This window comes from Bifidobacterium colobi, assembly GCF_018555455.1.
Taxonomy (GTDB): domain Bacteria; phylum Actinomycetota; class Actinomycetes; order Actinomycetales; family Bifidobacteriaceae; genus Bifidobacterium; species Bifidobacterium colobi.
Genome location: NZ_JAFEJU010000001.1, coordinates 73,980 through 99,754 on the forward strand (window position 1 = coordinate 73,980; position 25,775 = coordinate 99,754).

Here is a 25,775-nt window from a genome sequence, read left to right on the forward strand (position 1 = left end):
GATAGGCAGAACCACATCGATTCCGCTATCCCCAGTGTAGTGGCAGCAGCATGGTCAGATAGAAGAATTAATAAAGACCCGCCAAGCCTAATAGTGCTTACCACGCAAGCCGTAAGGATCATAAGTGCTGGCTTCGTTGCGTTTACTCATCCGTTCGCGTCGCTCTTTGCGAATCTCCTCAAGCATTTCTCGGTTCAGATTCCGCAAGTCTCGTATTCGATGATTAACAGTCTCTTTATCCTCACTGTTCCAAGGCTGCTCAAGCAAAATAACCTCCATTAGTCGAATTGCCCCAGCAACAATTCCAACAACTGCAACAACAATCACATCGTTGTACAGCAAAACCATTGGCCATGGCAAAGCGAACGGAAGCAGCATCTTAACAAGGGTCACCAGCCACGGAGTCAGAGGAGAGATCCGATCCGAAGCCCGCACCAACACATAGTCAACAGCTGCGTCAATTAGAGATACAGCAGCCCATACAGCCGACAACAGCATAGCTAAGTCACCAGTATTGAACGCGACATGCACGATAAATCGAAGGCTCACCCACGCAATCAGCAAACTAATCGGGAAAGAAACTATTCCGTGCAGCAACAAATGTCCACCAGCTATCGGGCCGAAGCGCGGCCTAGGGAAATCCGATTGGCCGTTATCCACAGGTCTCATAGTATGAACCATTTTTTTTGACTGTATGCGCTAATTGGTCATGCGTCGATAGACGTCACGTTTAAGTTCTTCATTGATTTCCGATTCAGTGAGCTTGCGGTAAATATTCGGAATGGTGACGTATCCGATATCCTGCAGGTGAGTAGTGATGTTATCCGAGGACCTTGATTCATACTCATCTGGAGTACATACGATTTTCGAGAACATGGAGATCAACGCCGATTCATCAGCTGAATCACGAGCGATTTGCGATGCCCTGTCATTTTCCTGCTTGGTGATTCTGCTCCAGTCGAGCCGCCATCCTGCGTCGCGGGCTATAAGATCCCAAAATATACGCTGAGTACGCCCATTGCCTTCGCGGAACGGGTGGAGGATATTGAAGTTATCGTAATTGGCGCTGAGTCGGTTAATAAAAGTTACGCGATCCATGCCACGCAGTAAATGGTCTCCCCTGAGTACTCGCTCGGAATACTGAACACCCATATCAAACACCGCTAGCGGTTGAAAAACCTGCCCAGTTCCTTTGGCGATATCAACTGTTCTGATTTGCCCTGCCCAGTCATAAACGTCTTGGAATAACTGATAATGAATCCATTGCAGCTGCTTCAATGTCCCTTGTGCTTCAGGCTGATTCGTCCGTAGCTCCAATGCCCTAACGGAGACGAAGTCGTTTTCTGCCGCTTCAAGATCTTTTGCGGTTGTGGCTCCAACCAGATTACGTAGAACGTCAGTTCCCGGAATCAAGTACGGATCTGGCGCATCAGGCAGTCCAATCATACGGCCTCTAGTCCGTAACGACGACGTGTGCGATTTAGCAACTCACGTACATCGATTTTCTCTTCAATATAGTCACGAGCATCGGAGAGGAATGCGGCCGTGACATCGCCACCTTCCATATGTGCAGAATGGATGACTTCGGCCACGCCGATTGCACGCGATTCTCGCTCCGTCATTGCGCCCCCCTAATCCCTAAGACAATCTACGATTGATTATACAAAGTCTTCTATGCACGGAAATCGTTGGATATCCGTGCATCTCCTCAAGTGTGGTTATTCCTCCGTTTTGGTCGGATCCTTTTGGAGGAAGAGGAAGACAAGGGCGACGACCAGGAGGATGGCAATGGAAAGCACGCCGAAGCTGGCGTTGCCGGTCAACGACGTGGTGGTGGCGACCAGGAACGTGCCGAGAATCGAGGCGGTTTTGCCGAAGATATCGTAGAAGCCGTAGTACTCGTTGGCATGATCCTTCGGGATGATCTTGCCGTAGTAGGACCTAGAGAGCGCCTGGATGCCACCCTGGAACATGCCGACCAAGATCGCCAGAATCCAGAATTCGACTGCGGACTTCAGGAAGAACGTGGCGAAGAACACGATGCCCATGTATGCCACCACGGCGGCGGTGATCATCGGCTTGCAGCCGAAACGACCGGCCAAGCGGCCGTACAGAATTGCGCACGGGAAGGCCACGAACTGCGTGACCAGCAGAGCCACCACCAGCTGGGTGGAGTCGATGCCGAGCTGCGTGCCGTAGGAGGTGCTCATCGAAATCACCGTGTTCACGGCGTCGATGTAGAAGAAGAACGCGATCATGAACATCCACAGCGGCTTGTTCTTGACAATCTTGCCGAACGTGGAGCCTAGCTCGGTGAACGTGCCACGAATCGCCTCACGCGCATGGTCGCGGGTGGCGCGGTAGTGCACCTGGCGGTAGCTGGTGATCAGCGGGATCGTGAACGCCACCCACCAGATCGCGGTGATTACGAAGCTCGCGCGCGTGCAGGCCACGGTGGACCAGTCGAACAGTGCCGGCCCGCCGAAAATCAATGCGATGCACACGATGAACGGCACCGTGGAACCCACGTAACCCCAGCCGTACCCATGCGACGACACCTTATCCATACGATCATTGGTAGTGGTATCGATGAGCATCGAATCATAGAAGGTCAGCGAACCATTCAAGCCAATCGTGGCGAGCACATAGATAATCAGGAATGGCAGCCAGGTCAGCGGCAGCGCCATTGCGCAGCACATCACTACGCCAGTGCCGAAGAAGCCGAGGAAGAACTTGATTTTCATGCCCTGCACGTCGGCGATGGAGCCAAGCAGCGGCATGAGCAGGGCTATGATCAGCGAGGCGATGGTCTGCGCATAACCCCAGGCGGATACGATGTTGCCGTCCGCAGGCATCAGCGACTTCGCATAAATAGGAATGACTGCCGTGGAGAGCAGCACGAACGCCGAATTGCCGACGTCATAGATAATCCACTTCTTTTCGCGGGCAGACAGTTTGCCGCTTGCGTTGTTGGTGCCGTTCACCGGTTGTACCGCAGTGCTGGCAGCGCTCATAGCTATACTCCTCGTACGTTTTGACTCAATCCATCGTAAAAGCGAAGTATGCCGGTGCAATACCGTTTTAGTTGAACGGAATATGAACAATCCTGATTGATGGACCTGCCGCCACGGCCTTGCACAACCTACCCGCCACCCATGCGTAGCCCCGTCAGCGTATACTATTCCGGGCTCTCTTCGGAGGGCTTATGTACGGAACGCACGCATGTCAGAGAGAGCAACATGAGTCAACCCGAAACCGACCAGGCGGCACAGTCGCCGTCCGCACCATCCACCGACGCCAGCATTACCGGCAGCGGCACCGAACCGAATCAACTTGGCAGCGAGCACACCAAGCACGCACTGCACACCAATCTGAAGCGCGGTATGGAGTCGCGTCACCTGCAGATGATTTCGCTCGGTGGCGTGATCGGCACCGGCCTGTTTTTAAGCTCCGGCTACACGATTCAGCAGGCTGGCCCAATGGGCACAATCCTGGCCTATGCCATCGGTGCGGTGATTGTGTACTTGGTGATGCTCACGCTCGGCGAATTGTCCGTGGCCATGCCGGTCACCGGCTCGTTCCACGTGTATGCCGAGAAGTTCATCGGCCCCGGCACCGGTTTCGTGATTGCGATTCAGTATTGGCTCACATGGACGGTGGCGCTCGGCTCCGAGTTCACGGCGGCGGGTCTGCTGATGCAGCGATGGTTCCCCGATACACCGACCTGGGCATGGTCGGCGGCCTGTATTGTGCTGATTTTCACGCTGAATGCGCTGTCCGTCCGTTTCTTCGCGGAGGCGGAATTCTGGTTCGCTTCGATTAAAGTGTTCGCCATCTGTGCGTTTATTGCCATTGGCCTGCTCGCGATTTTCGGCATTATTCCTATGAAGGGCTATACGCATGCCCCGATGTTCGGCAATCTGGTGAAGGACGGCATCTTCCCGAACGGCTTTATGCCGGTGTTCGCCACTATCCTGACCGTGAACTTCGCCTTCTCCGGCACCGAGCTCATCGGCGTGACCGCCGGCGAGACGCGCGATCCTGAGACCGCTGTGCCGAAAGCCATCCATACCACGCTATGGCGCTTGGTCCTGTTCTTCATCGGCTCAATCGTGGTGATGTGTGCGTTGATTCCATGGCGCGAGGCCGGCGTGGGTGAAAGCCCGTTCGTGCTGGTGTTCAGCTCCATCGGCATTCCGTATGCCGCGGACATCATGAACTTCGTGGTGCTGACCGCCGTGCTCTCCGCCTCCAATTCCGGCCTGTACGCGTCCACGCGCATGGTGTGGTCGATGGGCCACGAAGGCATGATTCCTCACTGGTTCGCCAAGACGAATCGCCACGGTGTACCGGTGCTGGCGCTGTGCACCGCTATGGCCGGCGGCCTGCTGGCACTGCTCTCCTCTGTGGTGGCCGCGTCCACCGTGTATCTGGTGCTGGTGGCGCTTTCCGGCCTTTCCGCCGTGGTGGTGTGGATTGCCATCGCCTACTGCCAGATTGTGTTCCGCAAGCGTTGGATTGCCTCCGGTCACACAGTGGACGAGCTGAAGTACCGCACGCCCGGTTACCCATGGACGTCTTGGGGCGCGTTCATTCTGTGCACCGCCTCGTTCCTTCTGGTCTTCTTCGACAAGGAGCAGCGCTTCGCACTTGGTGCCGAGCTGGTATTCCTTGCGCTCTGCTATGCCGCATACTTCGTACAGCAATGGTGGCGCAAGAAGCATCCGAGTGAGGAAGACGAGCCACTGCAGCTGCCGTAACTCGCTCCCCTCAGTAATGCAAGTAATGATCCAAGGTCCTGATTGTTCCCGCAATCAGGACCTTTGTCATATCGGCAATCAGCAAGCCCACATATGAAAACTGAGAAAAAGATATGAAAGCGCCGCGCGCCTACTCTCCGAATAACTGGGCGCGCAGGGAATCGGCATCGGTGAAGCGAATACCGTTCAGTCCTGCCGCGGTACCGGCTTCGGCATTCCATGGCTTATCATCCACGAAGGCAGTGCGTGCCGGATCCACGCCGAAACGTGCGATGGCACGATGGAAAATCTCCGGGTCCGGCTTGTGAATCCGCTCCGCGCTGGACACAACCACGTCGTTCAAAAGTCCCAACGCCGGAAAAAGTTCACGAGCCGCATCAACGTATTTGACGGTGAAATTGGTCAAGCCCCAGCAACGCACTCCGGCAACATCCAAATCATGCAGCAGCTCCGGCATCCCCGGCAGCATGCCGACTAATGCCAGACGCTGACGATCAAAGTACAGGCGGAACGCTTCAAGCGCCGTCTTATCCATAGACGTTCGTTCATCATCACCGACTGCCATATCGGCAAGCACACTGCCACTTAAACCATGATGTTCGGCATAATCGGCAAGCACCCTCTCCTCGCTCCACCCCAAGTCGGACAGCTCATCGTAATGCCAGAAGCCGTAGGGATCATTGCGATCAAACAGATGGTCGATAATCGCAGCCGGCACCTGCCCATCGAGCGGCACGCGCGGCTGCCAGTCGACGAGCACATCGCAGAAATCGAAAATCACATCAGAATATCGCACTAATCCAGCCATGCTGCACAGTGTAGACCGCACGCAGAATCACCGACTGCGCAAAAGTGCGTGGGAAAACCACAAAAGCGAACAATATCAGACTGAGCCAATCCGCGGAATGCCGCCATACACGGCATCCGCATGTGCGATTCCACCATAAGAATCCCTACACTCATTGTTTACCTGAAGCCAAGTGTGCGTAGATTATTCACGCCTACCATAGGCACTATGACCGGTCGCATTGCAGCATGCCGTTTCGGCGTCATCATGCTGAAGATTTTCTGGTGGACCACGCTGGTTGCCACCGTAGCGCTCACCACTTGCCTCATCACCATGCTTGCCGTCAGCTGGCCAGCAGCCTGGGCAGCCAGCTGGCCAAGCTGGGTCATTGCACTTGCCGCCGTAATCATTATCGAATCCATTATTTTCTGGATCGGCATGATTACCGTGTACGTCACCTCGGTGCAGCTTGGCATCAGAAGACGCGTTATCGGCATATTGTGCGGCTGGATTCCTATCGCCAATCTTATTGCGTTGCGCCTGATTATTCGCACGGTCGACGACGAGGTGCGCTTTGAATCATCCAAGGAACAGCTTGACCGTGCGCGTGCGACGGCTCGCATCTGCGCCACACGATACCCGGTATTGCTGGTGCATGGCGTCTTTTTCCGCGATACCCAAGCGTTGAACTATTGGGGCCGCGTACCTGCCGAATTGCAGCGCAATGGCGCGGTTATCTACTACGGCAACCATCAGTCCGCCGCCTCCGTGCCAGATGCCGCGCGCGAGCTCACCGAGCGAATCAAGCAAATTGTGGCACAGACCGGATGCGGCAAAGTGAACGTTATCGCCCATTCCAAAGGCGGACTGGATATGCGCTATGCGATCGCCCGTTGCGGCGCGGCACCTATGGTGGCTTCCCTGACCACGATCAACACCCCCCACCGCGGCTGCGGATTCGCCGACTACCTACTGGAGAAAATACCACTGGCCGCACAACGGCAAGTGGAGAAGGCGTATAACGCAGCGGCCTCGCACTTGGGCGACAAACAACCTGATTTCATGGCGGCGGTACACGACCTCACGCAAGCCGGATGCGCCCGGCTGAACACCGAGATCGGCGATAGCGCTGAATTAGGCGGCAGAGCCAGCGCTACAGGACCGTTCGCTGGAATCGTCTGCCAAAGCGTGGGCTCCAAACTGGCGCATGCCACAACCGGCAAGTTCCCGCTCAATTTCACGTACCCGCTGGTCAAATGGTTTGACGGACCGAACGATGGGCTGGTAGCACAGCCGTCATTCCCATGGGGCGAGCGATTCACTTGGCTGGAGCCCAATGGCACACGCGGTATTTCCCACGCGGATATGATCGATCTCAACCGTGAAAACATTCCCGGCTTCGACGTGCGCGAATTCTACGTGCAGATGGTGGCAGCCCTGAAGCAACGCGGGCTGTAGCATCATCAGCATCATCGATTGCGGATGCGCCGCGCATCCGCGGATAACAAAAATCCCGCCGTATGTGGCGGGAATGGAAGGGTGGGCGATGTAGGAATCGAACCTACGACCCCTTCGGTGTGAACGAAGTGCGCTAGCCGCTGCGCCAATCGCCCGGTCTGCATAGAAAAACCGGCGCAAAGCCGGTCTCATGCGAGTGGGCGATACAAGATTCGAACTTGTGACCCCTTCCGTGTCAGGGAAGTGCGCTACCACTGCGCCAACCGCCCGGGTCATCCATCAGGCTTAACCAGCCTTCAGAGAGCGGACAACGGGACTCGAACCCGCGGTCTCAACCTTGGCAAGGTTGCGCTTTACCAACTAAGCTATGTCCGCATGTGTTGTTTTGAAGCAACAGGTGAATAAGATACGCCATTCGGCGGAAAAATGCATCATCCCCGCGTGTCTCCGCATAATTGCAACGATTTCAGCAATGCGCACGATACCCTTTGCCGTCAGCCTTTCGCCGTTTTCTGAATATCACAAGTCGACAATAATGTGACCTTGGTCACATCGCACCGCCACACGCCGCAATGTACGCTCAGCGCGAAGCAGCAACCTGCGGCATTGGAGCACAATGAGGTACGGAAGTTAAGTACGCGTACGGCGGTAGTTGCACATCATCACGCTCGCCGTGCGCCAAGCGAAAAGAGGAATAGTATGACCAAGCTTCTCTTTGTTGTAGGCAGCCTGCACAAGAACGGCTTCAACCATCAGCTGGCCGACGAGGCCAAGGCTCTGATCGGCGATCGCGCCGAGGTGGAGTTCCTGGACTACGCCGACGTGCCGTTCTTCGATCAGGACGTTGAGTTCCCGAACCCGCCGGCCGCTGTCAACGCCGCCCGCAAGGCCGTTGTCGAGGCCGACGGCGTGTGGATCTTCTCCCCTGAGTACAACTACAGCTACCCGGGTGTGCTGAAGAACCTGCTCGACTGGCTGTCCCGCCCGCTGGAGCCGTTCCCGGCCGAATCCGCCTCCGTGTTGGCTGGCAAGAAGATTGCCATCTCCTCCGTTGCCGGCCAGTCCGCCGGTGCCGGCACCCGCGCCAAGCTCAACGAAGTGCTGGGCTTCAACAAGGCTGAGGTTCTGCCAGTGGACGAGCAGGCTGGCTTCGCTCTGGCTCCTGAAGCTTGGGGCACCGGCAAGCTGGGTCTGACCGAGGACGACAAGGCCAAGCTGGGCGCTGAAGCCGACGCGTTCCTGAAGTTCGTCGAGGCCTGAGCCACATATCGCTAGCTCGCCGAGCAGAAACCCTGCCAATCACTATCGATTGGCAGGGTTTCTGCGTTACAAGGGGTTGATTTCACCATTCCCGAAGGTCTATCTGCGTTACAAGGGGTTCCTCGCCAAGTAGACGAGTCTCAAGAATGGCTCAATGACGGCGCCGTGAGGGCTTGCATAGAACGTATACAGGCCTTAAACAACCCCTTATAGAAGAGATAGATGTTCCTGAGACCTCAAATCAACCCCTGCTAAGCGAGATAGCATCCATCAGACACCAACAATGCTCTCAGCGGCACGATAATGGATACATGACGCATGCACAGACGTTTCGCGCGACCGTAGAAACACCCATTGGCCGCATGATCATGGCTTCCGATGGCACAGCGCTCAACGAACTCTGCCTCGAAGACTGGTGGTGGGCAGCACCTGCCACTACGGCTCCCACCACGCCTGCCACAACAGAAGCTGGAGCAGCGAATGCACTGCCAGTGTTCCACCAAACGGCGGCATGGCTCAACGCCTACTTTGCCGGCGAGCGCCCGGCCTTGGACACCGCTCCCCCACTTGCCCCGCATGGCACGGCGTTCCAACAGGAAGTCTGGCAACTGGTCAGGGAGATCCCGTACGGGCATACAGTCAGTTACGGCGAACTCGCCGCCGAACTTGCTGAGAGACGAGGCGGCGGCCGCATGGCGGCGCAGGCGGTAGGAGGCGCAGTCAAACGCAATCCAATCACCATCATCGTGCCCTGCCACAGGGTGGTCGGCTCAGGCCGATCGTTTGGCGGATACGGCGGCCGCCTGGACGTCAAAGCGACATTATTGGAGCTCGAAGGCGTCTCGCTCGCCCGTTTTGACCTCGCAGCACCACGAACGGAAACCCAACAATATCGTTCACTGTGAGGGCATCATCACCGAATCGTGCATCACATTCGTAATATTCTTAGAACAGAACCAAGATGGTCTCGGTTCAGGCGCTGCATCTGAGCCGAGTAACGACGTCATGGCAGCCAAGGGGGCACGATATGAGCGACATCATCGATTACGTGCACGCCGAAGAACGCTCATTCAGGGAACTGCCTTTCAACGAGGTCGATGCACTGGTGCTCGCCACACTGATCTACGAAGATGTGGCCAGTATCAGTCCGACCCTTATTTTGGATGAAGCCCAGCCCCAGCAGTCCTCCGGCAGCTCATTTGCATCACGACTACGCGCGTTTGAGCCGAAACATCCGTTGATTTGGTTCAAGAATCTCTGGCATCCCGCACTGGAATCGGTGAGTCTGACCGAAGCCAATCAAGAGCTGCATCGATCACTCTCCACCACGACCGCGGAAGATGATAAACCACACGAACTGCACATGGTGTCCGTCATCAACCCGGAACTTACCCATGATCTGTTCCAAGCCTGCGCGCATTCCCCACGGTTCACCGACATACGTTTGGGAGCCGTGGCCGAGCATGTCAACCGCGGCGAGCAAACACAGTTCGCAGCCGCCACGTTCCAGCTGCCGGATAGCCGCAACCGTCGCAATCCCACACATAAGGGCACCTTGGTCATTTCTTTCCGAGGCACGGACGACTCCCTGATCGGCTGGAAGGAAGACTTCAACATGACCTTCCAGTATCCGGTGCCCGCGCAGCGTGCGGCAAGCGCCTACCTCGACACGGTCGCGCGGCTCTGGGCCGGGCCAATCATTCTCGTCGGACACTCCAAAGGCGGCAATCTAGCCATTTACGCCGCAATGAACGCGCAGGCCAACGTACAACGACGAATTCGCCATGTCTATTCGCTCGACAGTCCTGGTTTCCCCTCACACGTGGTATCCAGTCCTGCGTACCGTGCCATTCAGCCCAAAGTCACGAAAATCGTTCCCAGCTCTTCGATTGTGGGCATGATTTTCGACACACCAGAACCGTGCCGTGTGGTCGCTTCTGATTCGGAAGGCATCATGCAGCATTCGGCGTACACCTGGCAGGTGGACGGCGATCAATTCGTCACGGAACCGGATCTGAGTTCAAGCTCGCAACTGTTCAACGAAGAGTTGAACCAATGGATCACCAATCTCACCACCGAACAGCGTGAGCGTGCCGTGGATGCTTTGTTCACCGTGCTTCATGCCACCGGCGCGAATAGCTTCAGTGAGATGATGAGTCGATTCCCCGCGTCCTTGCCCTCCATGTTTGGCGCATTCGTCGGCTTGACGCCGGAAGACCGCCGCCATCTGACTTCGGCTCTGCTGATTCTTTTCAAAGCCTCCACCGCCAAGTCCAATAAGCCCGCCAAGCCAAAGCCTACCGACCAGCTCCCGGCGCAACCAGAGGACGGCACGGAATCGCAGGACGCTCAGTAGATTCTGCAAACTTACGCCGCGATGCTTGCCAACAATTAGATAAGTCGTATAATATTTTCAAAAATTAGACACCGTAACTATCGACTGTGATGGAGGAGGACCATATGCCACGCCCGCGCCATGACTCCGAAATTCTCCCTGCCAAGGATCGCATGGAAAACGCGTTCTGGGAGCTGCTTGCCGACCGCGATTACCGCAAAATCACTGTTACCGACATCGTGCGCGAGGCAGGTGTCAATCGCAATTCCTTCTACTATCATTTCGCCAGCCTGCCCGAACTTGCGGATTCCGCAATCATGCATCAGGTGGAGGCCACGCCCATCAATCAGCCGCCGAACCCAGATCGCGATCCGGAAGAGCAGTGGAGCCAACGCGTCACCGCACTGCTTTCGGATCCAGAGCAACGTCAGCGACTCGACCGCTTGGCCTTGCTCGCCGGTCCACACAGCACTGTGGAACTCGCCGAATCATTACGCGACTTCGCCCGACTGCAGATGATCAGCATGCTGCAAAAGGACCCTAATCATCTTGATTTTCGCACCGATTTGATGGTCGAATTCTCCGTCGGCGGCTTGCTCTCGGTGCTGCAGCGCTGGCCTGAGCTCAGCGGCAGCATCGAACTGAAGGATCTGCTCAAGGAAGATGTCGCCGTACTGGCCATGGGCATCTATCTGGCCATGAGCCGCGAGGATATGCTCACGTACTGGAATCGCATCTTCGCGCACGCGACACTTTCCTCAGCCGGCAACACGAATAGCACTATTGGCCGCGCCCTGCCGCTGAAGTGACTGCCGCAGAAGCAACCACCAAACCAAGCGGAGCGGCAGCGCAACCGACCGTCTGAACATCATCTCCGCAATTGCAGCCAACGCACTCGTGAGGTTTCTCACACGGCGCAATCCGCCGATGATGCTGGCGTTTCAGCAAACCACACAGGAAGATGGGAAGTATGAGCGAACACACTACAACCCGTTTGGAACACGACTGCATCGGCACGATGGAAGTGCCGAATACCGTGTACTGGGGTATTCACACCCAGCGCGCCATCGAGAATTTCCCGGTTTCCGGCATCACCGACAGCCAGCATCCTGAGCTGATTCGCGCCTATGCCACAGTCAAGCGCGCCTGCGCCATAGCGAACGAGGAGCTTGGGCTGCTCGACCACACCAAAGCTGAGGCCATCCGCCAAGCCTGCCATGAAATCGAGCTCGGCAAGCTGGCCGACCAGTTCCCCGTGGACGTGATGCAAGGCGGCGCCGGCACGTCGGCGAATATGAACATGAACGAAGTCATTGCCAACCGTGCGCTAGAAATCGCAGGCCACAAGCGTGGCGACTACGCGTATATTCACCCGAACGATGACGTCAATGAATCCCAGTCCACCAACGACACCTATCCGGCCGCTTGCAAATTGGCACTCATCGATGCCATTGGGCCACTGGCCGAGGCCACCAAAAAACTCGCCAAGGCGTTCCATGATCTGGCCGACAAGCACATCAATGACGTAACCATCGGCCGCACACAGCTGCAAGATGCCGTACCGATGACTTACGGTCAGGAATTCCACGCGTTCGCCACACTGCTGAAGTCCGATTTGGCGGCCTTCGACCGCGTGGTGCCGCTGTTGGCTCAGTTGAACCTCGGCGCCACCGCCATCGGCACCGGCATCTGCGCCGACCTGCGCTTCCGTAAATCTGCCACTGAACATCTGGCCCGGATTACCGGCCTGCCCATTACCGCGGCCCCCGATCCGGTGGCTGCCATGACCGACATGGGCGCGTATGTGGCCACGTCCGCCGCAGTCAAAAGCCTTGCCGTGCACTTGAAGAAAGCCGCCGACGATTTGCGTCTGCTCAATTCCGGCCCCCGCTGCGGGTTCAATGACCTCAATGTGCCGGCCCGCCAAGCTGGCTCATCGATTATGCCGGCCAAGGTCAATCCGGTGATTCCCGAATGCGTCAACCAGTGCTGCTTCACAATTTTCGGCATGGATGTAACCGTCAACTGGGCGGTAGCCGAGGGTCAGCTGCAGCTCAACGCCTTCGACCCGGTGATGGTGCACGAGCTGCTCACCGGTATGGCGCTGCTCACTCGCGCCATGACCATCTTCCGCACCAACTGCGTGGAAGGTATTGAAATCAACGCCGAACTCGGCCGCTCCTACGCGCAGTCCTCACCATCCATCGCAGCCGCGCTCAACCATTACATTGGCTACGAGCATGCCGCCGACATCGCCGCCGAAGCCGTGCACTCTGGGCGGAGCGTGCGCGAGGTTGCCGGCGAGCGCACTGATCTGCCAGCCGAACAGCTCGATGAGATTCTCGATCCGATTCGCTTGGCACGCGGGCTCGGCCAAACCTGCCGCGAACATCAGGAGTAGTGCACTTCCTAGTTTCACGGATTGCTGCACAGATTGTTTCACAGGCCGTTTCACGGCGGTCGCGGTGACTGGTACACCGCGCCACGGCCGCCATCTTCAGCGAACCTCCACCATTCTCCACAACTTCCCCTAAATCAACCGATACAGTGGGCAGCATGGGTGATTTTGAAACAACTGTTGCGCAATGGTTTCAGGCGAACGCCGGTCGACTGATTTGGCTGGTGCTGATGATTGCAGTGGCATTCGCCGCCGATCGTATCCTCAGTCGACTGTTGCGCAAGGTACTTGACAATTCGCAGATTCCGAGCGCCTCGATTTTTGTGAATCTCACACGTGTGCTGATTTGGGTGGCGGCCATCGCCATGGTGCTGCAGCCAGTGTTCGGCATTAATCCGACCACGCTGGTCACCGCTCTTGGCGTTGGCGGCGTCGCCCTCTCCCTTGGTTTGAAGGATACGATCGCCAATGTGATTGGCGGCTTTGGTCTTATGCTGGGTCGCGTGATCCAGCCCGGCGATCTGGTGACGATTCAGGGAGTGACCGGCGTGGTGCATGACATCACTTGGCGCCATACCGCTGTGCGCACGCGCGGCGGCGACATTATGGTCATTCCAAACTCCGTGTTGAACACCGCCGCTCTGACCAAGCTCGCTCCCTTAAGCGAAAGCATGACCACGTTGGAGTTCACTGCCAAGGCTTCCAGCGAGCCGGATACGGTGAGCCACGATATTCTTGCACTTGTGACGGCCGCTACCGCCGATCTGGCGCTGGAAGGTCAGCCGCCGTTGGTGAAATTCACCGGATTCTCGCCGTACGGCTTGACCGGTGAAGTATTGCTGTTCGCACGGCAAGGCGTGCTGCTTTCCACAATCCGCGATAAGGCGGCTCGCGCCATCGCCGAATCTGACCAGCAGTATCTGGTGGAGGATGGCGGTTCAGCCGACAATCTCTAATCGCCGCGTTACGTGGCTACAGTTGCAACTGTAGCGGCATTGTACTGTTTAGCTGTGCCGCAAAGCTGTAGCCGCATAGCCAAGATCATACGAATTGTGGCCTTCCGTGTTGCGCGGAAGGCCACAATCGTTCTTGAATACCTTGCAGCTGAACTTATACGAACAGTGCCCACACAGTGAGCCCAATAGTCAATAGCCCATACACCATCACACCGGGATTGATGTATGCCGTGCGCATCCGCATCGGTTTCGGCAGCTCTTCAGGAGCCGGATAGAATTCCCATCGCCGCTGTTGGAACCAGCGCACCAGCAGCACGATGCCTGCAATCAGCAGACCAACCAATGCCGTGGCATAGAGTGCGACAATGGCCATACCAACCGATTGGCCGCTCTGCATCATGGCCAGCACCTCGCTTTCGCTCATGGTGCCGCTCAACCATCTGGAATCCACTGAGCTCAACAGCAACGGGGCAACAACGGCGCCATTAAGGTTAACGGCCATGTGCATGGCCACGGTATACCACATGTTCGAGGTGCGGATATAGATATAGCCGAACAGCAATCCCAAACCGAATGCGTAGAAGAACTGGAACACGTTCATGTGGAACAGCGCGAACGCCAATGCGGAAAACACGATGGCGGTTTTCTCCCCGTATCGGCGCAGGCGGGAGATGATTTCCTTGCGGAAAATCCATTCCTCGAAAATCGGCGCCAACACGGCAATGAACAACGCGTTGAACCACCAATCACTATTGGCCACAAGACTATTGAGTCGATTCGTCGCCGTACCTTGCGTGAGTCCGGCAGACAACATCTGGCCGATGATATTGCCGCCATACATCACCGGCAGGCACATGATGAGCAGCTGAATGAATTCATTGGCGCGCATGCTATAGCGACGCGTCGGCGTTACCGGGACGCGAAGAAACAGCGCCAGACTCACCGGCATCGCAATAATGTACAAAGGACCGGAGGAAATCAGTACTTGCACCCACGATGGCACGTGGTGTCCGACGAAATGCACCACCGTAAATCCGATGATGGTATTGAGACCAATCCAGAGCACCATCATGAGTACCAATGCCGCACCAATCAGCGAAAAGCGGCGGCGGGCAATAGTGAGCCAGTTAGTGAGCTGTGGTTGCAGTGGTTGAGATTGCGGCGGTTGCTGCGGATACTGCAATGGCGGTTGCGGCGGCAACGGTACATTGTTGGATTGCGGCGGCTGCGGCAATGGTGTCATTGGCTGGCTCATACACATCCCCGTACTTGGTATGACTGTTTCCTGTCTTTAGGATACGGCACCTGACGGTGCAGCGGTAGTGGCGTAAATTTTCGAGGAAACCGTATACCTCGTGAAAAACCGCCACTGACGGTGACTCAGCGGCGTAAATTTTCGAAAGGAACGTAAACCTCGTGAAAAACCACCACTGAGTTGGAGTAAGCGTCCGTTTTTCACGAACTATGGATTCTCTCCGAAAAAATACGCCACTGAGCGGCACTCAGTGGCGTATTGTCACGAGACGGCAATTGGTCTCAATGGTCTCAACAACCAATCAGCAGGCCAGCGCGGCGACCGGACGCGGCGTGACAATAACCTCGTCCCCGGAGCTCAATCCAGCCGGCAGCTCGTTAGCGGGAAGCTGCACCGTGACCTTGAGCTGCTCGCCCTTGTTCCAACGCTGGAATTCACCGGAGGTAATCACCGTGTCCACACGCACCAACGAACCGAGGAAGTGGATGACCTCCACGCGGGCGCGCTCACCAACCTTGGAATCATTTTGGCCAGGCAGCGACAGCGAAAGGTTCTCCGGGCGCACGAGCACGGCAACCGAATCACCAGTGGCGGATCCGGCAAGCAGCGGCAGACGCTGGCCAAAGACCACAGCCTCCTCACCATTGGAAGCACCGGGCAGACGGTTGGTCAGACCAATGAAGGTAGCCACGTATTCGGTGGCCGGACGCTGATAGAGATCCTGCGGGGCGGCGATCTGCTCGATCTTGCCCTTGTTCATCACACCGATACGGTCGGCCACAGCAAGGGCTTCCTCCTGATCGTGCGTCACGAACACGGTGGTGGTGCCGGTGCTCAGCTGAATGCGGCGAATCTGATCACGCAGCTGCACACGCACCTTGGCATCCAATGCAGAAAGCGGCTCATCCAACAGCAGCACACGCGGCTTGATGGCCAATGCGCGGGCCAGAGCCACACGCTGCTGCTGGCCGCCGGACATCTGCTGGGTGTACTTCTTGGCCTGATCAGCCAACCCCACCAGCTCAAGCTGCTCCATAGCCACCTTGCGGCGCTCTTCCTTACTGACGCCACGCACTTCGAGCCCGAATTCCACGTTCTCCAATGCAGTCATATGCGGGAAGAGGGAGTATGCCTGGAACACCATGGCCATCTCACGCTTGTTGACCGGCACACCAGTCACGTCCTGACCGCCGACCATGATACGGCCGCCCTGAATATCCTCAAGACCGGCCAGCGAGCGCAGGGCCGTGGACTTGCCGCAGCCGGAGCCACCGAGCAGCACGACCATCTCGCCGGGCTTGATGTCCAGGTTGAAATCATCCAATGCACGCTTGGTTGCACCGGGGTAGATCTTGACGACATCCTGCATCTGGATGGAGCCACCACCACGCTTGGCGGAATCCTTGAGCAGCGCCTTGGCAGCCTTGGTCACATCCTTGCCCTTCACGCCTTCAAGGGTGGCAGTGGGGTCGTTCTTGAATGCATCTTCAGCGTCGGCTGCACTGGCAGCGATAGGAGTAGTCGCAGTATTGCGATCAACAGTCATGGTTTACTTACCTTCCTTAGACTTGCGCATCGCGTCGGAGATCAAATCGAGCGCAACGAGCAGCACCACGCCGAAGAGCAAGGCAAGCAGCGACATGGCGGTAGAGATTTGCGAGTTGGATTGGCCGAGCTGGTACAGCGCGACCTGCAGGTTCATACGGCCGAGCAGCGAGGCGACGGTGTATTCGCCCAGCACCACGGCAATGGAAATGAAGGAGGCAGAAAGAATCGACTGCCACAGGTTCGGAATGATCACCCGGAAGAACACCTTCGGCCAGGATGCACCCAGCGAGCGCGAAGCCTCAACCAAGGTCTTCACATCGATGGAATTCAGTCCCACGGCAATCGCACGGAACGCGAATGGCATGACCAGAATCACGTAAGCGAAGCACAGCCAAATCGGATTGGTATTGAGCACGTCGGCCGACAACCACCGGTAGATCGGTCCCAAACCAACGACCAGCACGATGGCAGGAATGGTCAACGGCAGCGTGGCCACCCATTCAATAGCACGCTCCAACGCCTTGGAGCGAATGTGCACAATCACCATGGTCGGCACCATGAGCAGCAGCATGATCACCACGGTGACCACGCTCAGGGCCAGCGAAGTGCCCAGACCCTGCCACAGCACGGTCAGGTCGGCGCCCAAGGATTCACCGTTACCGGTAAAGATGGCGATCCACGGTGCTGCAGACCAGCGGCCGGACAGCGGATGGCGCAGCGTGAAGATCAGCATGGCCAGAAGCGGCACAAACAGGAAAGCCAGCGTGACGAACAGAATCACGAACTTGATGATGCTCTGCTTGCGTACGCGTGCGGCGCGCAGCTGCGGCGGCTTCACCGCGGGAGTTGATTCAGCCAATGGTGAGGTTTCGTTCACTGCCAACGTCCGGCCCTCTTTTCTACAGCGTGGCTCAGCAGCATCACAATGGCCACAACCACGATCATGGCGAATGCCAGCACCTGTGCGAAGCCTTGCTGGTTGGCATCCATTTCGTTACGCATAGCGCCTTGAATCATCAGCGGCACCAGAATCGAGCGCTGGGAGAACAGGGCGGCTGCGGTGGCGTATGCGGAGAACGCAGAGGCGAACAGCAGCAGGAATGCGGAGATGAAACGGGGCGCCAGAATCGGCAGGGCGACTCGCGTCCAGTACTGGAAGGTGTTGCCACCCAAGGATTCGCAGGCTTCGCGCCACTGCGGGCGAATCGAATCAACTGCCGGCAGGAAGATGATGATCATCAGCGGAATCTGGAAGTAGCAGTAAATCGTCACCAAACCAGGCAGGGAGCTCAGCCAATTCGGGTTCACGGTGTACCCGGTCAAGGTTTTAATCAGCATGGTTCCGATGCCGTTGATGCCAATGGTTGCGATGAACGCGAATGCCAGCATCACGCCACCGAACTGAGCGAGCACCGAGGAGATGGCGGACACCAAACGGCGCAGCAGACCGTTCGGTTTGGCACCGATTACCAGTGCGTAGGAGGCCAGGCCACCGACTACAGCGCCGATCACCGAGGATGCGACGGACACCAGAATGGAAGTGACGAATGCGGCGATGGTGTTCGGCGCGAACAGATTATTGAAGTTCGCCAGCGTGAATGCACCGTTGCGATCTTGGAATGCGCCAACGATCACAATCACCGTGGGCGCCAGCAGGAAGCATGCAGTGTAGGCGAAGAACGGCAGGGAAACGGCGATGGTGCCGAGTTCCTGGCGATGCTTGGCCAGTGTGGAGGAAGCAGAAGTAGCGGACGGACCCGCGGCCTTGGAGGCTGCAGGTCCGTTCTGTGCGATTGCGGCAGTCATAAAAGTGAAGCCTTAATCCGTGTGTTTACAGGACTCGTTCGGCAGATCAGTTGCCGATGGTCTTGTCCCAGTTGTTCTGGAGCCATTCGGTGATGCGGTTGGCATCATCGTTGGAGTAGGAAACCGGCTTGCCTTCGATGGTCACAGCGTCCTTCAGCGTGGCCTGGTCAACGGTGCCGTCCTGCTTCATGGAGTCCAGCAGCACCGGGTTGGCGCCACCCTTGAACCACAGGTTCTGAGCCTCGGCGGTGTACAGGTACTCTTCCCAGAGGCGAGCGGCAGCCGGGTGCGGGGCGTCCTTGTTGATGGCCTGGTTGTAGTAGCTGACGACCTGAGCCTTCGGGAAGGTCTTGTACTCCCAGTTCACGCCCTTGGACTTCAGTTCCTTCTTGTAGGAAGCCTGGTTGTAGGTCCAGTCCATCACCACACCGGTCTGGCCGGAGTCGATGGTGCCGTTGGTCACGTCAACGGTGGTCAGGTTGCCGGAGTCCTTGAGCTTCTTGAAGAAGTCAAGGCCGGGCTGCAGGTTGTTGATGTCGCCGCCAGCGAGCTGGTTGACCATCAGGTAGCCGTTGAAGGCAGCGCCAGCCTCGGCGGGCTTACCGTTGAGAGCCACGGTGCCGGCGAACTTCGGGTCGAGCAGGTCGTTCAGGGACTTGACGTCACCGTACTTGTCCTTGTTCCAGCCGATGGACATGATGCCGGTGTAGTCGGCGTAGTAGGCGCCGTTGGCATCCTTGTTCTCGTCCGGGATCTTGTCCCAAGCCTGCACCTTGTACGGGGCGAAGGCGTCGGTGGAGGTGGCGGCGATGGACTGGCCGACATCGAACACGTCGGGGGCGGCATCGGTGCCCTTGTTGGTCTTGGCGGCATCGAGCTCTTCCTTGGAAGAGGCGTTCGGGTTAAGCTCGGTGATCTTGATCTTCGGGTACTTCTTCTTGAAAGTGCTGATCACTTCGCCGTAGTTGGACCAATCGTGCGGCAGGGCGATGACGTTCAGGGCGCCTTCTTCTTCAGCAGCCTTGACCAGGTCGTCCATGGTGCCGAAGTCGGAGAGGGAGGTGGCCTTGGCGGACTTTTCGTTCACCTTCACGGCCTTGCCGGTGGAACCGGAGTTGCCATCGGAGGAAGCGTTGGAGGAGCCGCAAGCGGCCATGGAGAACGCGAGCACGGCGGCCACGGAGGCAACCGCGATCTTACGCAGGTTATTCATTGATGTTCCTTTGCTCAACATACATCCGGACGCGGTTTGTAGTGCCGAATCCTGGGAGTTGGGGCCTTCATTGATCGAGCCCATAATTCCAAGACATGAAAGTAAGGGGGTTATCTGTCCCGACACTGGCGTTCAGGTGAACTGTGTTCGCTATTTGCGGTACAGCTGTTGAATAAAAGGAAACTCTGAGTGAACTAGTGACGCTTGGTGACAATGTGTCAATTACACAGTCTGCGCTGGGTGGGGTATCCATTGATGGGTCATCGATTGAGGATTGCTACACAGCGGATTAAATTTTCGAAATCATCCCCGACTGCGTGAAAAGACGCCACTGACGGCTGCTGAGCGGCGTATATTCACGAGGTATGGTCAAATAGCGAAAAAATACGCCACTGACAACAAGTCAGTGGCGTATTTTCACGAGCTTGGGATTTCTCCCGAAATTATCGGACGCTTAGCGCAGCACACCCTCGATGAGACGGGTGATGAGCTCGGTGTAACCGACACCAGTGGCCTCCCATGCCTTGGGGTACATGGAAATCGGGGTGAAGCCCGGCATCGTGTTGATCTCGTTGACCATCACCGTGCCATCCGGGGTCACGAACGTGTCCACGCGGCTCAGACCAGCCCCGTCCACAGCCTTGAAGGCACGGCGAGCCACGTCGCGCACATCCTCCAAGACGCTGACGGGCAGGTTGGCCGGCACCTCCACATGGCTGGCGGAAGCATCCATGTACTTGGAGTCGAAATCGTAGAACTGATCATCATCCTGATGGTCGAGCACGATTTCACCCGGCCAGCTGGCCTCAGGCTCCTCGCCGGCCTTCGGGCACAGCACGGCGCATTCAATCTCACGGCCGTCAATACCCTGCTCAATCAGGACCTTCCAATCATGCTCGCCAGCGGTGGCTACGGCGGCGGCCAGCTTGTCCTGCTGGGTTTCACGATCCTCGGACTTCTCGACCTTGGTCACGCCGAAGCTGGAACCTGCACGGGATGGCTTGACGAACAGCGGGTAAGCGAGACCGGCGGCCTCGACCTGCTCGAGCACATCAACTGCAGTGAAGTTGCGAGCATCCACCATGATGCCGGGAGCAGTGGGGATGCCGGCGGCGTTCAGCACGATCTTGGTGTAGTGCTTATCCATGCAGGTGGCAGATGCGAACACACCGCAACCCACGTACGGCACACCCATCATTTCCAGCAAACCCTGCACCGTACCGTCTTCGCCATAAGGACCATGCAGCACCGGCAGCACGGCATCAACATGGCCAAGGGAGGTCAGCGTATGGCGCATTTCCGGGTCGTTCACATCAACGAGACCGGAATCGGCGCTGTTGAGATGCTCGGGCTCGCCGGCAAAGAAACCATCCTTACCGCGGGAAGGATCAATCATCACCGGACGGGATTCCGGCGTGATCTTTACCGTCGGCAGTTCGCCACCATCCAGTGCCCAACCGCGTGGATCCTCACCATTTACAATCCACTTGCCATCTTTGGTGATGCCGACCGGAATCGGCTCAAAACGCTCGGTATCCAATGCAGCCAGCACACCGGCAGTGGAAATGCACGAAATAGAGTGCTCGTCCGCACGACCACCGTAGAGGACCACAATACGCTTTTTGGCCATAACCATCCTTAGCAATAACTCTGTGACTACCGAATCAACCTATTGGTAGCCTACTCGGCCGTAATCTCACGGCCAAACAATCCGGACAACATTTCAGCACAGGAGATGCCTTCGTTCAGTACGCGGCTCATCTGGTAGGCCAACGGAGTCGGCACACCGAGCTCCTTGCCCAGCGCCACCACAGCATCCGTGGTCGGTACGCCTTCGGCCACACCATTGCTCACCTTGGTGGCTTCCTCCACGCTCATGCCCTTGCCCAGATTGGAGCCGAACGTGTAGTTGCGAGACAACGGCGAGCCGCACGTGGCAATCAAATCACCCACACCGGCAAGACCGGCGAACGTCTTCGGATCAGCACCGGCAGCGGCACCCAGAGCGGTCAGCTCAGCAAGGCCACGAGTCTCAATCATGGCTGCAGTGTTCTCGCCATAGCCGGCGCCGCGGGCCATACCCACGGCAAGCGCAGTGACGTTCTTCAGGCTGCCGCACATTTCCAAGCCGATAACATCGTTGGTCACGAACGCCTTGAAGTAGCTGGTGGTGCAGGTTTCGGCGACCTTCTTCGCATTGTCGAGGTTCGCGCAGCCCACCACCGTGGCGGCCGGGTGACGGTCAGCGATTTCCTTGGACAGGTTCGGGCCGGAGATGGCAGCAAAACGATCGGCCGGCAAGTCAAGCGCCTCGCGCACGACTTCATCCATACGCTTATTGGTTTTGCGCTCGATGCCCTTCATCAGGCTCACCACAATGGCATCCTCGGGAATCAGTCCCTTGAAATCGGCGAGCGCGATACGTGCGAACTGGGCGGCAATGGCCACCACAATGATTTCGGCGTCCTTGACGGCTTCGGCACGATCGCCGGTGGCGGTCATGTTGTCCGGCAGCTTCTCCACGGAAGGCAGGCGCACTGCATTGTGGTGATGATCGCGAATGCCTTCTACGATTTCAGGCTCGATGGCCCACATGGTTACGCTGTTGCCGGCATCGGCCAGAACCTGGCCGAAGGCGGTACCCCATGCTCCTGCACCAAGAACCGTTACTTTTCTACCCATACCAATTGCTCCTTACGTTTGTCGCATGGGGTGCTGTTTTTCTACCCTCACTCGGCTACCGCCTCGCTCGGGCGTCGCCTATAGACAGCCCACCGGGCTGTCTACTTAACGGCTCCGTCCCATGCTCCTGCACCAAGAACTGTTACTTTTCTACCCATACCAATTGCTCCTTACGTTTATCGCATGGGTTCCACTCGGCTCCCCTTGTCAGGGGAGCTGTCAGCGATAGCTGACTGAGGGGTAGTCACACGCTGTGCACTGTTATACAGCATCTTGCTGTACAGATTGCTATCTCATGTATCGGCTTCTGCTACTCCACTGTGCCGGCGGGGAACGGTCCGCCTACTGACGGCCATGGTTTACGCGACATGCTGCGATAATCCCAGTAGCCTTCAGCCGGGAATGCTTCACCGCGAATCTCGGCCAACACCGTGTTCATGCGCTTGAGCACACGCCACATCAGTTCATTGACCAATTCGGCCGGCGGCTCGTCACCCCATGAATCCATGTCAACCAGCAAATCCGCATAATCGAGCTGCTGGTCATAGCACATCACCACGTTCTTACGCGGCCACGGCCACCAATGATTAATCGAGGCCGCACCCCACGTAATCGCCGGATACAACGGCACCTGATGACCCAGTCGGCGTGAAGATTCCAGCGCGATGTACGCCACGCCTTCCTTGATGCTCATCACCCATTTCTTCGGGTCACGAGTCACCGTGCCTTCCGGCCACACGGTGAGCGGGCGCCCGGAAGTCAGAATATCGATGGAGGTCTCTTCAATCTGCTTGGCCTTACCAGAATGGCGCTGCACCGGCTGCATGCCGACCAGCTGAAACCATTTGCCGATTACTGGCCACTTCGCCATCTCGGCTTTGGCCATATACCGCGGGCGACGGCCCATATGGAACAGGCTGGCCATTGGCACGAATACGTCGAACATCGTCACATGGCTGGCCGCAGAGATAAACGGGCCATCTTCGGGAACATGTTCCAAGCCCCATGCGCGTGTCTTGCAACTCGCGTTGAACACCACGTCCACACCGGTTAACAGGCGCTTGGTGGCTTGAGGATTCTGCGCGTTGATTTCCTCGATCTTGGCCTTCCGTTGCGGACCAGTGGGGAAATCATGCATGGGATCAACCAACTGGTGCTTCGTTGCAAGCTTGGAGACCTGCGCGTCGCTTAATGGGCTGACCGCGGAACGCGGTGACGGTTTTCCTTTGGATGCCATGCCCACTATTGTTGCACGCCCCTCGACCGACGCACCCTCAAACGGCACTGGATTCCGGGAAATCCGTTGTTCAGAGCCGTATAAATCGCTCTTTTTCGACGCAATCCGCGGAATCCAGCGCTATATAACTTGATCAGTCACAGCACTGCGATGGCGTCAATCTCCACCAGAGCGCCCTTCGGAATCATGTTGTTGCCGAATGCCACACGAGCCGGCTTCACCGAACCGATGAACACTTCGGCATAACGGGCGTCGACTTCCTTGAAGTCTTCAACGTTCTTGAGGTAGATGGTGGCGCGCACCACATGCTCAATGCCAGTACCAGCAGTATCGAGAATATGCTTGATGTTCTTCAGCGCCTGCGCAGCCTGCTCGCCGGCGGTCTCGCCTGCCAGCTCGCCGGTGGCCGGGTCAATGCCCAGCTGACCGGAAACGAACACAAAACCATTCGCCTTCACTGCCTGGCTGTATGCGCCCAAAGCAGCTGGAGCTTCAGAAGTGGCTACTGCTTCCATCTTTTCGCTCATGATGAGTCCTCTCGTTGGTTATGCCGATTACGGCTGAGTCTAATGGTTGTAGTCATGCGCACGATCCCAGGTGCCCGCCATGCGGCCATGAATGGCTCTGACCGGCCATAAGCACCCCTTTATCGCCACACTGGGCGAGAATCCTCATGTGCCGAATGCACCGAACCGTTAGCACCCGCCGGCATTGCGAACCGGTCCGCCAGCCTATGCACACGGCGGGCGCTGGCACCGAGCACACCGTCGGCACCCATGCGCAGGCAGCGCCTGCCTTCGGCATAATCACCGCTGACACCCGCATAAATCGGCACATTGTCGCGAGCGGCGCGGCGCACAATCGCCGTGTCCATGCGATTACCGCGCATCACCACAAAGCTCGCATCCCGTGGCCACCCGACTTCGGGGTGCCCCGCCGGACTCACGCATTTGCCGATCTGCCAATCCGGATGCAGCGCACGCATATCCGCAATCGCATCGTCATTCACCGCCATGACCATGACACGGTTCGAAAAGTCACGCCGTTCAATCACCCGCGATACCGCATGAGTCAACGGTGCGGCACCATTGGAACCTGTTTTCAAATCGAGCAGCAATCCCAGATGATCATTGCTATGTTGGGCAGCCATAATCGCTTCCTCCAACGTGGGTACGTGGTAGTTCTCCCCGTTCTGACGCATGATCATATGCTGCAGTTCATGCGTGGAGAGACTCGCCACCGGCACATTGCGCCCGTCTGCCGCAAGACGTCCGGTCATACGATCATGGAATACCACCGGCACACCGTTCGCATCCAGCCGCACATCAATCTCGGCATAATCAGCTCCGTTTGCACCCGCATTAGCGATGGCATGCGTGGAATTCTCCGGCGCCGAGTCATCGCCGCGGTGCGCGATGGCCAGAGGCTTGACCTGCCAACCACTGATGCCGAAGCCATCCTGCTCCTTGCGCCGCATTCGAATCGCGGAAACCATACCAATGCCGAACACCAATCCCAAGGAAATCACCAACACCACGATCTGCGCAATCCACCGACGATGGCCTCGCTCGGCAAGCGCCGTCAATGTATGCATCGCAACGCACCTCCTTTATTCACTCAGCACAGCCCACTCAGGCACAGCCCGCTCAGCACAGCCCGCTGAGCGCAGCGATAGTCCACACGCCATGTGCTGTACCGCAGCATCGTGAACCGTACTGCACCTCGGCCACGTATTCGCTGTAGCGATTTCATTATGCGATGGTCCAGCACGCCGCTGCCCTGTTTTCATGGCAACTTCATGGTTATCTCAGGGAAATCTCAGGGTGCGCAACGCACGTTTACTGCCTCTGTGAGCACCGATAACGACAGTATCTGCGCGGCCAATACACAATAAGGTCTTGCCTTCCAAACGAAGACAAGACCTTGACGTTGTGGGCTCGAAGGGGTTCGAACCCTCGACCTTCTGTTCCGGAGACAGACGCTCTATCCACTGAGCTACGAACCCGAACAAGCTCACTACTGTACACCACGGTCGGCCCGTCCATGAACGCATTGAACATTTCCAATGAACAATTCCGCG

23 protein-coding genes and 4 tRNA genes are annotated in these 25,775 nt (G+C 57.2%); 8 read left to right on the forward strand and 19 right to left on the reverse strand.

Going from position 1 to position 25,775, the window contains the following annotated elements:
- Positions 1-87: 87 nt before the first annotated feature.
- The 4 genes from JS530_RS00330 to JS530_RS00345 all read right to left on the reverse strand — a co-directional run bounded on the left by JS530_RS00330 (position 88) and on the right by JS530_RS00345 (position 3,014).
- On the reverse strand, positions 88-660 hold the full coding sequence (locus JS530_RS00330) for a hypothetical protein (RefSeq protein WP_214375308.1): 573 nt from the start codon (positions 658-660) through the stop codon (positions 88-90).
- Positions 661-699: 39 nt separating this feature from the next.
- A complete protein-coding gene (locus JS530_RS00335; protein WP_214375309.1) occupies positions 700-1,446 on the reverse strand; it encodes a Fic/DOC family protein in 747 nt (248 codons plus the stop codon).
- Positions 1,443-1,622 carry an antitoxin VbhA family protein gene (locus JS530_RS00340; protein WP_214375310.1) on the reverse strand — a complete coding sequence of 60 codons (180 nt, stop codon included), beginning with the start codon at positions 1,620-1,622 and terminating at the stop codon, positions 1,443-1,445. The genes JS530_RS00335 and JS530_RS00340 overlap by 4 nt, the downstream gene beginning before the upstream one ends.
- A gap of 96 nt (positions 1,623-1,718) precedes the next feature.
- Positions 1,719-3,014, reverse strand: a complete 1,296-nt coding sequence (locus tag JS530_RS00345) for an MFS transporter (RefSeq protein WP_214375311.1) — start codon at positions 3,012-3,014, stop codon at positions 1,719-1,721.
- A 225-nt stretch (positions 3,015-3,239) separates the two neighbouring features.
- On the opposite strand from JS530_RS00345, the gene JS530_RS00350 reads away from it, so the two are divergent.
- Complete coding sequence (locus JS530_RS00350; protein ID WP_214375312.1) at positions 3,240-4,760, forward strand: amino acid permease; 1,521 nt, start codon at positions 3,240-3,242, stop codon at positions 4,758-4,760.
- Between the two features lie 130 nt (positions 4,761-4,890).
- On the opposite strand, the gene JS530_RS00355 is transcribed toward JS530_RS00350, so the two are convergent.
- Positions 4,891-5,556: an HAD-IA family hydrolase gene (locus JS530_RS00355; RefSeq protein WP_342590043.1), complete on the reverse strand. Its 666-nt coding sequence runs from the start codon at positions 5,554-5,556 to the stop codon at positions 4,891-4,893.
- 219 nt (positions 5,557-5,775) lie between these two features.
- On the opposite strand from JS530_RS00355, the gene JS530_RS00360 reads away from it, so the two are divergent.
- A complete protein-coding gene (locus JS530_RS00360; RefSeq protein ID WP_240541010.1) occupies positions 5,776-7,005 on the forward strand; it encodes an esterase/lipase family protein in 1,230 nt (409 codons plus the stop codon).
- Positions 7,006-7,087: 82 nt separating this feature from the next.
- Here the strand turns inward: JS530_RS00360 and JS530_RS00365 are convergent.
- The 3 genes from JS530_RS00365 to JS530_RS00375 form a co-directional block, all read right to left on the reverse strand.
- A tRNA-Val gene (locus tag JS530_RS00365) sits at positions 7,088-7,160 on the reverse strand.
- Between the two features lie 42 nt (positions 7,161-7,202).
- Positions 7,203-7,274: transfer RNA gene (locus JS530_RS00370), tRNA-Val, on the reverse strand.
- 33 nt (positions 7,275-7,307) lie between these two features.
- A tRNA-Gly gene (locus tag JS530_RS00375) sits at positions 7,308-7,380 on the reverse strand.
- 324 nt (positions 7,381-7,704) lie between these two features.
- On the opposite strand from JS530_RS00375, the gene JS530_RS00380 reads away from it, so the two are divergent.
- The 6 genes from JS530_RS00380 to JS530_RS00405 all read left to right on the forward strand — a co-directional run bounded on the left by JS530_RS00380 (position 7,705) and on the right by JS530_RS00405 (position 13,954).
- Positions 7,705-8,265 carry an NADPH-dependent FMN reductase gene (locus tag JS530_RS00380; protein ID WP_214375315.1) on the forward strand — a complete coding sequence of 187 codons (561 nt, stop codon included), beginning with the start codon at positions 7,705-7,707 and terminating at the stop codon, positions 8,263-8,265.
- A 311-nt stretch (positions 8,266-8,576) separates the two neighbouring features.
- Positions 8,577-9,170 (forward strand): methylated-DNA--[protein]-cysteine S-methyltransferase, encoded by a 594-nt coding sequence (locus JS530_RS00385; protein WP_214375316.1) that lies wholly within the window; start codon positions 8,577-8,579, stop codon positions 9,168-9,170.
- Positions 9,171-9,292: 122 nt separating this feature from the next.
- Positions 9,293-10,621: a DUF2974 domain-containing protein gene (locus JS530_RS00390; protein ID WP_214375317.1), complete on the forward strand. Its 1,329-nt coding sequence runs from the start codon at positions 9,293-9,295 to the stop codon at positions 10,619-10,621.
- Positions 10,622-10,725: 104 nt separating this feature from the next.
- Entirely contained in the window at positions 10,726-11,409 is a 684-nt protein-coding gene (locus JS530_RS00395) for a TetR/AcrR family transcriptional regulator (protein WP_214375318.1), read from the forward strand.
- Between the two features lie 161 nt (positions 11,410-11,570).
- On the forward strand, positions 11,571-13,001 hold the full coding sequence (locus tag JS530_RS00400; protein WP_214375319.1) for an aspartate ammonia-lyase: 1,431 nt from the start codon (positions 11,571-11,573) through the stop codon (positions 12,999-13,001).
- 155 nt (positions 13,002-13,156) lie between these two features.
- A complete protein-coding gene (locus JS530_RS00405; protein WP_214375320.1) occupies positions 13,157-13,954 on the forward strand; it encodes a mechanosensitive ion channel family protein in 798 nt (265 codons plus the stop codon).
- A 154-nt stretch (positions 13,955-14,108) separates the two neighbouring features.
- On the opposite strand, the gene JS530_RS00410 is transcribed toward JS530_RS00405, so the two are convergent.
- The 11 genes from JS530_RS00410 to JS530_RS00460 all read right to left on the reverse strand — a co-directional run bounded on the left by JS530_RS00410 (position 14,109) and on the right by JS530_RS00460 (position 25,700).
- Positions 14,109-15,197: a CPBP family intramembrane glutamic endopeptidase gene (locus tag JS530_RS00410; RefSeq protein WP_214375607.1), complete on the reverse strand. Its 1,089-nt coding sequence runs from the start codon at positions 15,195-15,197 to the stop codon at positions 14,109-14,111.
- A 313-nt stretch (positions 15,198-15,510) separates the two neighbouring features.
- A complete protein-coding gene (locus JS530_RS00415) occupies positions 15,511-16,755 on the reverse strand; it encodes an ABC transporter ATP-binding protein (protein ID WP_240541012.1) in 1,245 nt (414 codons plus the stop codon).
- A gap of 3 nt (positions 16,756-16,758) precedes the next feature.
- Complete coding sequence (locus JS530_RS00420; protein ID WP_240541013.1) at positions 16,759-17,640, reverse strand: ABC transporter permease; 882 nt, start codon at positions 17,638-17,640, stop codon at positions 16,759-16,761.
- On the reverse strand, positions 17,631-18,563 hold the full coding sequence (locus tag JS530_RS00425; RefSeq protein ID WP_214375321.1) for an ABC transporter permease: 933 nt from the start codon (positions 18,561-18,563) through the stop codon (positions 17,631-17,633). Before JS530_RS00425 ends, JS530_RS00420 begins: the two co-directional genes overlap by 10 nt.
- A gap of 46 nt (positions 18,564-18,609) precedes the next feature.
- The gene (locus JS530_RS00430) at positions 18,610-19,776 is read right to left on the reverse strand and encodes an ABC transporter substrate-binding protein (RefSeq protein ID WP_214375322.1); all 1,167 of its coding nucleotides are present in this window, start codon (positions 19,774-19,776) and stop codon (positions 18,610-18,612) included.
- 454 nt (positions 19,777-20,230) lie between these two features.
- Positions 20,231-21,406: a D-alanine--D-alanine ligase family protein gene (locus JS530_RS00435; RefSeq protein WP_214375323.1), complete on the reverse strand. Its 1,176-nt coding sequence runs from the start codon at positions 21,404-21,406 to the stop codon at positions 20,231-20,233.
- A gap of 50 nt (positions 21,407-21,456) precedes the next feature.
- Entirely contained in the window at positions 21,457-22,458 is a 1,002-nt protein-coding gene (locus JS530_RS00440) for an NAD(P)H-dependent glycerol-3-phosphate dehydrogenase (RefSeq protein WP_214375324.1), read from the reverse strand.
- A gap of 310 nt (positions 22,459-22,768) precedes the next feature.
- On the reverse strand, positions 22,769-23,695 hold the full coding sequence (locus tag JS530_RS00445) for a lysophospholipid acyltransferase family protein (RefSeq protein ID WP_214375325.1): 927 nt from the start codon (positions 23,693-23,695) through the stop codon (positions 22,769-22,771).
- Positions 23,696-23,832: 137 nt separating this feature from the next.
- Positions 23,833-24,222, reverse strand: a complete 390-nt coding sequence (locus JS530_RS00450) for a Rid family detoxifying hydrolase (RefSeq protein ID WP_033890612.1) — start codon at positions 24,220-24,222, stop codon at positions 23,833-23,835.
- A gap of 119 nt (positions 24,223-24,341) precedes the next feature.
- Positions 24,342-25,289: a glycerophosphodiester phosphodiesterase family protein gene (locus tag JS530_RS00455; protein ID WP_214375326.1), complete on the reverse strand. Its 948-nt coding sequence runs from the start codon at positions 25,287-25,289 to the stop codon at positions 24,342-24,344.
- A 338-nt stretch (positions 25,290-25,627) separates the two neighbouring features.
- A tRNA-Arg gene (locus JS530_RS00460) sits at positions 25,628-25,700 on the reverse strand.
- Positions 25,701-25,775: the final 75 nt, after the last annotated feature.